The following is a 9,008-nucleotide window of genomic DNA, read 5'->3' as shown; positions in this document are numbered from 1 at the left end:
CTTAGCCCCCTCCTCGCTTGCGGGGAGGGGGTTGGGGGTGGGGTTCAGTACCTACTCAACCGAGAACCGCTATAATTGTGCCAAATATCAGCAACATATCTTGCTAATAGTTGGCACAATTTATTATCTGGATTCTTTACAGGAGCAACTAAAGTGTCATACAGTGACTTTACTTTAGACAGAGTTAGAAAAACCTTTGGCTTAACTATTTCTGATAAAACTGATATATTTGCATCTGTGCATGAAGTAGATTGTCCACCATTACTTGCAGAAGTATTGCGGGAAAATGTACCTTTAGCTCTTGCTAGTAATACGGAAAAATCTCGCTCAGAAATGATTATTGCACCTATTTTAATTGCTGTAAGGAAATATTTAAATAATCAAATAAGTTTATTTTCTGGTATCGATTTTACTGTTGATTCAGCACAAGGTTTAAATGGAAATTGCGATTTTATTATTAGCCGTTCATCAGAGTTACTAATTCTTAATGCACCAGTTGTCACAATTGTAGAAGCTAAAAAAGAAAATATCAATGCTGGATTAGGTCAGTGTGTAGCAGAGATGTTAGCAGCTAAATTGTTTAATGAACGTGAGGGCAATAACATTCAGACAATTTATGGTACTGTCACCACTGGAACTAACTGGAAGTTTTTGAAACTTCTTGAGCAAGTGATTGAAATTGACTTGGGCGAGTATTATATTAATGACATAGGTAAAATTATCGGAATTTTATCTAACATCCTGACAGAATAAGTATTTTAACTAATTCTGGAGGTTTGGTAAGTTTTGTGGTGAAGTCTAAATCGCAATTACAAAACTTAATTACGAATTACGAATTACGAATTACGAATTATTTTAATATGCTTGTCAAGTCAACCCTTGCAGAACAAAGAACAGTCTTACACAACGTTAGCTGGGAAACCTTTGAAGCCTTGCTGAGAGATACAGGTGAGCATAGAGGTTCTCGGTTTGCTTATGACTGCGGTGTTTTAGAAATCATGACTCCACTTTTTGAACACGAAAACCCCAAAATTCAATTTGACCGATTTATATTCGCTTTAGCAGTAGAATTAAAAATTAAAATTAGAAGTGCTGGTTCTACAACATTAAAGCGTCAACCAATAGCAAGGGGAATAGAACCAGATACTTGCTATTATATTCAAAATGAGCCACTAATTAGAGGTAAACAAGAATTAGATTTAAGAACAGACCCAGCACCAGATTTAGCAGTTGAAATTGATATTACTAGCAGTTATGTTAATAAATTTAATATTTATGCGGCTTTAGGTGTAGGAGAATTATGGAGATATAACGGTGAAGTTTTAAAATTTTATCAATTAGTAGAAACCCAGTATATTGAGATTAAGTTGAGTATAGCTTTTCCTTTAATTTCTGTTAGTGATATGAATAGATTTATCCAGCAAAGTAAAACTATGGATGAAATTGATTTGGTGCAATCCTTCAGCGCTTGGGTGCGGGGGAAGATAGGTTAAAGTATACCTCATTGATAAATATAATTACTGGCTTATTTTTTCTAAGATATGCTTGTCAAGTCAACGTCTGCTGAACAAAGAACAGTGCTACATAACATTAGCTGGGAAACCTTTGAAGCCTTGCTGAGAGATACAGGTGAGGACAGAGGCTCTAGATTTGCTTATGACTGTGGCACTTTAGAAATTATGACCCCACTTTTTGAACATGAAAACCCCAAAATTCAATTTGACCATTTTATTCTAGTCTTAGCTGAAGAATTAGAAATTGAAATTATAAGTGCTGGTTCTACAACATTGAAGCGGAAAATATCAAAGCGGGGAATAGAACCAGATACTTGCTACTATATCCAAAATGAACTAGCTATTAGAGGTAAGGAAACTTTAGATTTAGAAAATGATCCGCCACCTGACTTAGCAATTGAGATTGATATTACCAGCAGTTCAGTTAACAAATTGGGTATTTATTCAGCGTTGGGTGTACCTGAACTTTGGAGATATGATGGGCAAAATTTGAGATTTTATCAGTTGGTAGAGGGGCAATATGTCGAGTGTAAGTTTAGTGTTGCCTTTCCTCTAGTATCAGTGAGTGAGATAAGCAGATTTATTCAGCAGAGTAAAAGTATGGGAGAAATTGCTTTGCTCAAATCATTTCGCGTTTGGGTGCGGGAGAAATTAGGGTAGTTAATCAGGTAATTTGTACTGTAGATAATTGTCCGCATTGCAAACTAAGATAGGTGTGGAAATTACTACAAGTTATGATATATCGATAGCTTTTCAACAGTGGTATCATTTATACTAGTTAATGCTAGCATTTACTTAAAGCAGGGCTATACAAATAAATGAGAAGTTACAGAGAAATTGAATATGTTAACTTAACTGAAATATCTGAAAGTTATAAAAAATACATACATCATTATAAAGAGAATAAACAAACAGAGATTTTTTTGAAAAATGTTTGTAATGAAACAAATATTCCCATTGAAGAATTAATTTTCAAAGAAGAAGAAGAAATTTCCGGAAAATACTATTATATTGCTCATCCTCTAATAGGACATCATTTTAGAGAATGGTGTAAAAAAGAAAGAAAGCTTCAAAGAGAAGAAGAGATTAAAACGGGACTACAAAAAGAGCTTGGTGGAGAAATAGAAGTTCCAACAAACACAGGAGCAATTGATCTTCTAACTGAAAAGGAGATTATAGAAGTTAAGAGTGTTAAAAATTGGATTCACGGAGTAGGTCAATTGATGATTCGTGGTCAAGACTACCCTCAGCGCTCAAAGCGATTACACCTGTTTGGTAAATTCAGTACTAAAAGTAGAACTACGCAATATTTGCAATTAAAAAATCTAGAACTAATAGAGAAGTACTGTATTCCTCTTTGCATTACAGTTACTTGGGAAGAGTAGTCGGAGAGTGAACCCATACCCAATTTACTAGATGAGCTTACCCTGGTAATCGCATCCCATAACCACAACATAAACTAAAACGCGATCGCACCCTCACCCCCTAACGCAGTATTATCACTCTTAGACGTGTGAGGATTACTAGATTGGCTGATATCGGCTCGTATTGGGTGCGAGTCCTAACTCAAGAGAGAGGCGAACAAGAGGCTGTCATTTCCCCTGCAACAGTGGATGATATGCCAAGCAATTGGACTTTTCACTGGCAAGAGTTATGGCGACGTAACGACTTTGAATTTCAAAATATTGTCAAGCTTGTGTATGCTGGACAAATCTGGGGATTGATTAGGTATAGCGTGTATCTTTACCCTTACTTACCTGAAACCGTAGAAATTGATCAGATAGAAACTAATCCGATTAGCAGAGGTCAACAACCTAACCGTTTGCTTGAACCGATAGGAAAATGGCTAATCTGGTATGCAACACAAGTAGGATTGCGTTATTTTTCGGTAGGAGAGAGTGAAGCGCTAATCTTTCTGGTATCACTGAATTCAGCTGTTGACTACTATAGAGACATAATAGAAATGGAGTATATGGGCGCAACAAATATTGCCCCAGGAGAAGATGGCTATGTGTTCAAATTCTCAAGAAATAACGCCGCAGCATTCACCAGAAGACACGAAAGCCAATGGGGAATCCCCACGCCTGTTGACTCCTGAGCAAATCCGGGCTGGGACAAATGTAATTATGAGCTATGCTGAACGTCAAGCATTTCTCAAAAATTCTGAGATTGGTAAGTTACTTGGTTTCGATCGCTGGCCTGATTTGCCACAAAAAAGCGAAACAAGTTTAGTATTCAAGCTATCAGCAGAAAAATGGGTTAGTAACAGCAATCAAGGTGAATTAATAAAAGATCAAAATTGGATTAAAATCGAAGCAGCTATCCGCGAGTTAGATGGTAAAAGCAAAACTTTAGTAACCTTGAAATATGATGATGAGACTTACATGAATATTGGAGGTGGTAAGTCAGATAAATATGTTGTAACTGCAACTTTTAAGAACAAAAGTTTTGATGTTTTAGTTGATTTATCACAATCTGATGAAATAGAAAAATTAGTAGTCGGTGGACAAGAAGAAAATTATCCGGCGAAAATGTGTGTTGATTTGCTGCACTGTTTACTAGCTGCTAGAACATTTACAGAATCAGGTAAACTTGATGCTTTACTTTATTGGGAATAAGATAAGTCATTTATAATCTAAAATAAAATTATATTGAGTAACTACATTAACAACAACCATGCACCCCATATTAAAAATCGATATTTCCGAACTAAGTGTATCTGAACGTATACAGCTTGCCGAGGACTTATGGGACAGCATTCTTACCACACCCGATGAAGTTCCTCTCAACGATGAGGAAAAACAAGAATTAGATAGACGCTTGGAGATGCATCGCCGAAACCCAAACCAAGGTTCAAACTGGCAATCCGTCAAGGAAAGACTAGGTTTATCTGAATGAGCTATCAGTTAATAAAGCGATCGCACCCCACAAAATCAACTCAAAGAATCTGGATCTATCCCCAACCTTCGCAATTCTTCTGCCAGCCTTTGAGCGCGTTGTTCCGCAGTGGTAGCGCGTTCTTCAGCAGCGATCGCCCGTTCTTCTGGTGTTAAATATCTGACTCCTTGTTTGTCATACCAATACAACCAATCCCGCGTAATTCCCTGATAGGTTCCCCGTTCATAACCAATTGCTAAACCTATCTCTGATAACCAAATTAGATTTCCTGGCTGCAATACATACTCACCATTTACAAACCGATAAACTTCTAAAGGTGGTTTTCTCCGGCGTTGGGGATTGTAAACAACATAATACAAAATCTCCATATCCGCATAAAGTTTCTTTTTGCTCGTGTATTCCCCGCGCCGTCTGTGAGAAACCACCTCAAGCGCCACGATTGGCATAACTTTTTCTTCCCACAACACATAACTTAAACGCAAGTTCTCATCAAAAACTCGCTCGACTCCTAAACTTAAAAACCCATCAGGCACAATCGGCGGTAATTCGGGATCGTAATATATCCCCATATCAACGCCAAAAAACCAATCCATCCGGCTTGCCCACAGCCAAGCTAAGATGGCTTCTAGCAAACCAGGAATCAAATGTTGTAGCTGATTATCCACAGGTTCATCGTCAGAATCGGGCAGATCCTCGGCGGAGGGTAAGCAGTGCAATGGGTTGTAATTTAACATGGTGGGTGCGACGCAAACTTATAATATTGATGATATCTATCCACCTCTGACAAGCCCCGAAATTTATTTATGAGATTATTAATTTTGAATTTTGAATTTTGAATTTTGAATTCGGAGTGAAGCGACGTGACTTTTTCTTGCGATAATTCCCAAGGGGGACGCGCTCCCCACTGGTTAGTAAAAGAGGGATAGATGACACTCAAGCGGTTGATTTTAATTTTTATACTGACACCCATAGCAGTTCTGTTGGCAGTTTTGTCTTTATTCAATAGTTGGCAAGAACCTCAGTTTCAAAGTCGCCTAGAACTGTATCAAACTAATATTGCTCTACAAGCCCAAGCTTGGCAATCAGAAGATAGCAACGATGACAATCTCCAGGCGATTCGGGAAGCGATACTTGGTGAGCAACCCCTAGAAAGCGCTACAAAGCAGTATCAGGAGGCGCGTGAATCAGTTCAAACTAATTTGGACAAAGTTAACAACAAACTTGCACAATTACGCTCTCAACCTGAAATAACTCCCATACCTCCGAAACCTCTACCTGACGTTCCTCCCACTACTAAAACCTCTAAACAGGGACAGCAACAGTTACAGCAGTCCCTCAAGCAATTACAAAAATTACTGGCTGAATTAGACTTGCGCCTGGGAATTTTACAAGCACAGCAAGGACAGACCGATACAGCCCTCAAGACTTGGAGCGAATTACAACAACGCTCAGATATCAATCCAGAATTTGGGCAAACTGCTGCTGTATTGAGTGGACTGTGGAGCAATCCTCCCCGTCTCCTCCCAAATCCTCAAGAACCGATTCAAAAGAATTTAGAAGGTTGGTTTCGCTCTACTGCTTTGGTTAAGCTATACCAACTCCAGCAACGACAAGACGCTTTATCAGCAGTTAAAGCTGCACAACAAAAATCTGCTGCTCAAGCGGTGATAAAATTAGCGGTTATTGGCACTATTCCCACCTTGGCAGCGTTAATTGGTCTAATACTGCTGATTTTGTTATTTGCTCAACGCTTGTTGAAAGGAAAAGCCTCGTTACTAGCTCAAAATGCTGATGTCCCTTGGTCAACACCTTGGGATGGTGAAACCGTTTTGCAGGTTTTTGTCGTCGGCTTTTTCTTCATGGGGCAAATTTTTGTGCCTTTAGTGTTATCGCTGCTCCCCATCGCGCGTCCCATCGGTGATGTGCGACTTCAGGCTTTTTATGTTTTGCTTAGTTACTTACTGGTAGCATCGGGTGCGCTGTTAGTGCTGTATTTCTCTCTCAAGCGCTTTTTTCCACTACCAGAATTTTGGTTTCGCTTCCGTTTTCAAGATAACTGGTTTTTGTGGGGACTGGGAGGCTATTGCACGGCTTTACCAATAGTTGTGGTGGTATCTTTGATTAATCAACAGCTATGGCAAGGACAAGGTGGTAGTAATCCCCTGTTGCAACTAGCGCTGGAAAGTCGAGATGGTGTAGCACTTGGCATATTTTTCTCCACAGCGGCGATCGCAGCTCCATTTTTTGAAGAAATTCTGTTTCGCGGTTTTTTGTTACCCTCTCTGACTCGTTACTTACCCGTGTGGGGAGCAATTCTTGTCAGTAGTTTGTTGTTTGCGATCGCTCACCTCAGCTTGTCGGAAATTCTGCCACTGACCGCATTGGGGATTGTTTTGGGGGTAGTTTACACGCGATCGCGCAACCTCCTCGCTCCTATGCTCCTCCATAGTCTCTGGAATAGTGGTACATTATTAAGTTTGTTCACATTAGGTAGTAATTAACACAATTAAACTACTGTTGCCTAAAACAAAAATATTTGCTTTCATCTCCATAAGTGGAACAATTTACTAGTTATAATTGGTTGTAAGCATAAATACTCGCTGAAAACCCAATTCAGATAATGGCAAAAGCAAATCAAAGAATGCTGTTAACATAGACAACAAACTATCTAGTTAAGCATTTATTCTCATTCGGATGATTTTAGCCATTTTCGAGATGTTAGAAGATGCCTCTTGCGCTTCTACATTCCCACTAACCACGCAACTGGTCTCGTAATTGGTGCGATGGCGTTTCACGCCCGCTGGAAGCGATGTCTACGACGGGCTACGCCTACGCAAAAAAATCCGGAAATAATACTGATGGACTTGTAGAAAGTGGTGTATATAGCAGTTTTTGCTGATTATTGAGGTTCATTCTTCTCAAGATAAATGTTTTACCTAAAAATCTGCAAAACTGCCGCACCAGGGTTTGCAATCATCAAATCCACCAAAAGTCATTAAGGAGCGCCAGATTTTCAGGCTATGCCGTAAGAGATTTGAGCGTCCCCTCTGGAATAGAAGCACGCTGATTTTGGTTATTCGTTTTGGGCTTACTTAATACTGAAAGAATTAAAAATATATTTGTTAAGTAAATACATTTACGTGCTTTCACTATAGTAAAAAATCTATTTTTATACCTAACTTATCAAGGAGCAGCACTCAGATGGCAAATCTCAACCCCAGTCACCCTACCAAACAACTTCTAGCTGGTTATTGTGGAATTATCCTTGGAGGATTTGGGGTTCATAAGTTTATTCTAGGATACGCTCCAGAAGGCTTTATCATGTTGGTGATTTCTGTAGTTGGAGGTTCTTTCACCTACGGACTTGCCTTGTTAATTATGCAACTTGTAGGTTTAATTGAAGGCATGATCTACTTAAATAAGTCCCCTGAAGAATTCGTAAATACCTACTTTGTGAATAAGCAGGGCTGGTTTTAGAAACTTATATTTCACACTTGGGTTACTGTGTGAAGTTATATCTCCTGAGTGTATCTTTGAAACAAATTTGTCAATGCTTACATTTACCAGAGAAGAAAATTCTTGCTGAGAGCAGTTCGAGCTTAGGGAAAGAAGTATAGGACTTCTGTCTGATTTTTGAACCGCTCAAACTGGCTTTTCAGTCTCAGTATGTTTTAAAAAATCAAATTCTGAGTCTTATATCTTCTCAATTGATTAAAATTTGACAATTTATTACTGGAATAAATATGTAGATGCTAAGTAAGAATAATTACACTAAGATTGAGGGTGTCATTTATACTTGAGGAGTATGCTTAATAGTGTCTAATATCAATCGTGGTGATGCTAGCAGCAAAAAAATTGCAGCTGGCATTTGCGCTATCTTGTTAGGAGCCTTAGGTATTCACAAGTTTATTCTTGGTTATACTACCGAAGGTGTGATCATGCTGCTTGTTACTATACTCACATTTGGTTTTGGTGGGGCAATAATGGGGATTGTCGGTTTGGTTGAAGGTATCATCTACTTAACCAAGACTGATGAAGAATTCCTCAATGCTTACATCATCGAGAAGAAAGGCTGGTTTTGATTGCCGTTTTAATTTAATGTGCATTGGTGTTTGAATTATCTCCTTATCGGAAATCAAAGGGTTTAAGACCCCAACAATACAGGTAGCGTTATTTTCAGTCGGGGTTTAAATCCCCGTCTGAAAATGTCTAAAATGTTTGAATTTTGAATTTTGAATTTTGAATTGTTAATAACTCTCCTTTGGGTAAACTTCTTTTTTGAGTAACTATTAATTAAAGTTATTGTGTATTCTGTATAGATTTATAGGTATAACTAAATATTTTTATTTTTGCTAAAAAATTCTGAATCCTACTGCTATGCTAACTATCAAACGTAAACAGATGATCTGGATACTCTTCTTGTTGTTGGGCTTTGGCTATTTCAGCGCCATGTCTAATTTGGAAATTCACAATTTTTGGAAAAGCCTGATTGTCCTCATGCCAATGCAGGTGGTAGCTATTATCTATGTGACTTATCTACGCTGGAGCCGTCATTGACCCTGAGCGAAGTACGATAAATTAATAATTTTAATATGG

12 protein-coding genes are annotated in these 9,008 nt (G+C 38.4%); 11 read left to right on the top strand and 1 reads right to left on the bottom strand.

Annotated elements, in window-relative coordinates:
- Positions 1 to 153: 153 nt before the first annotated feature.
- The 7 genes from HWQ41_RS05490 (at position 154) to HWQ41_RS05460 (ending at position 4,412) form a co-directional block, all read left to right on the top strand.
- A complete protein-coding gene (locus tag HWQ41_RS05490; protein WP_292760522.1) occupies positions 154 to 753 on the top strand; it encodes a hypothetical protein in 600 nt (199 codons plus the stop codon).
- Positions 754 to 860: 107 nt separating this feature from the next.
- Entirely contained in the window at positions 861 to 1,493 is a 633-nt protein-coding gene (locus HWQ41_RS05485; protein WP_292760523.1) for a Uma2 family endonuclease, read from the top strand.
- 48 nt (positions 1,494 to 1,541) lie between these two features.
- Entirely contained in the window at positions 1,542 to 2,174 is a 633-nt protein-coding gene (locus tag HWQ41_RS05480; protein WP_292760520.1) for a Uma2 family endonuclease, read from the top strand.
- A 158-nt stretch (positions 2,175 to 2,332) separates the two neighbouring features.
- Entirely contained in the window at positions 2,333 to 2,899 is a 567-nt protein-coding gene (locus tag HWQ41_RS05475) for a KilA-N domain-containing protein (RefSeq protein ID WP_292760518.1), read from the top strand.
- A 128-nt stretch (positions 2,900 to 3,027) separates the two neighbouring features.
- Positions 3,028 to 3,612, top strand: a complete 585-nt coding sequence (locus HWQ41_RS05470) for a hypothetical protein (RefSeq protein ID WP_292760516.1) — start codon at positions 3,028 to 3,030, stop codon at positions 3,610 to 3,612.
- The gene (locus tag HWQ41_RS05465; RefSeq protein WP_292760514.1) at positions 3,524 to 4,132 is read left to right on the top strand and encodes an Imm1 family immunity protein; all 609 of its coding nucleotides are present in this window, start codon (positions 3,524 to 3,526) and stop codon (positions 4,130 to 4,132) included. The genes HWQ41_RS05470 and HWQ41_RS05465 overlap by 89 nt, the downstream gene beginning before the upstream one ends.
- 58 nt (positions 4,133 to 4,190) lie before the next feature.
- A complete protein-coding gene (locus HWQ41_RS05460; RefSeq protein WP_292760512.1) occupies positions 4,191 to 4,412 on the top strand; it encodes an addiction module protein in 222 nt (73 codons plus the stop codon).
- Between the two features lie 35 nt (positions 4,413 to 4,447).
- Here the strand turns inward: HWQ41_RS05460 and HWQ41_RS05455 are convergent, their stop codons facing one another.
- On the bottom strand, positions 4,448 to 5,146 hold the full coding sequence (locus tag HWQ41_RS05455; protein ID WP_292760510.1) for a Uma2 family endonuclease: 699 nt from the start codon (positions 5,144 to 5,146) through the stop codon (positions 4,448 to 4,450).
- A gap of 192 nt (positions 5,147 to 5,338) precedes the next feature.
- Between HWQ41_RS05455 and HWQ41_RS05450 the strand changes: the two genes are divergently transcribed.
- From HWQ41_RS05450 to HWQ41_RS05435, 4 genes are all read left to right on the top strand, one after another.
- Entirely contained in the window at positions 5,339 to 6,913 is a 1,575-nt protein-coding gene (locus tag HWQ41_RS05450; RefSeq protein WP_292760508.1) for a type II CAAX endopeptidase family protein, read from the top strand.
- Between the two features lie 700 nt (positions 6,914 to 7,613).
- A complete protein-coding gene (locus HWQ41_RS05445; protein ID WP_292760506.1) occupies positions 7,614 to 7,889 on the top strand; it encodes an NINE protein in 276 nt (91 codons plus the stop codon).
- A gap of 338 nt (positions 7,890 to 8,227) precedes the next feature.
- Positions 8,228 to 8,494, top strand: a complete 267-nt coding sequence (locus HWQ41_RS05440) for a TM2 domain-containing protein (RefSeq protein WP_292760505.1) — start codon at positions 8,228 to 8,230, stop codon at positions 8,492 to 8,494.
- Positions 8,495 to 8,813: 319 nt separating this feature from the next.
- Positions 8,814 to 8,969 (top strand): hypothetical protein, encoded by a 156-nt coding sequence (locus tag HWQ41_RS05435; protein ID WP_292760503.1) that lies wholly within the window; start codon positions 8,814 to 8,816, stop codon positions 8,967 to 8,969.
- The last annotated feature ends 39 nt before the right edge of the window (positions 8,970 to 9,008 follow it).

This window comes from Nostoc sp. NOS(2021), assembly GCF_017115025.1.
Taxonomy (GTDB): domain Bacteria; phylum Cyanobacteriota; class Cyanobacteriia; order Cyanobacteriales; family Nostocaceae; genus Nostoc.
Note: the sequence above shows the minus strand (reverse complement) of the source record. Positions and strands in the feature narration are given on the sequence as shown.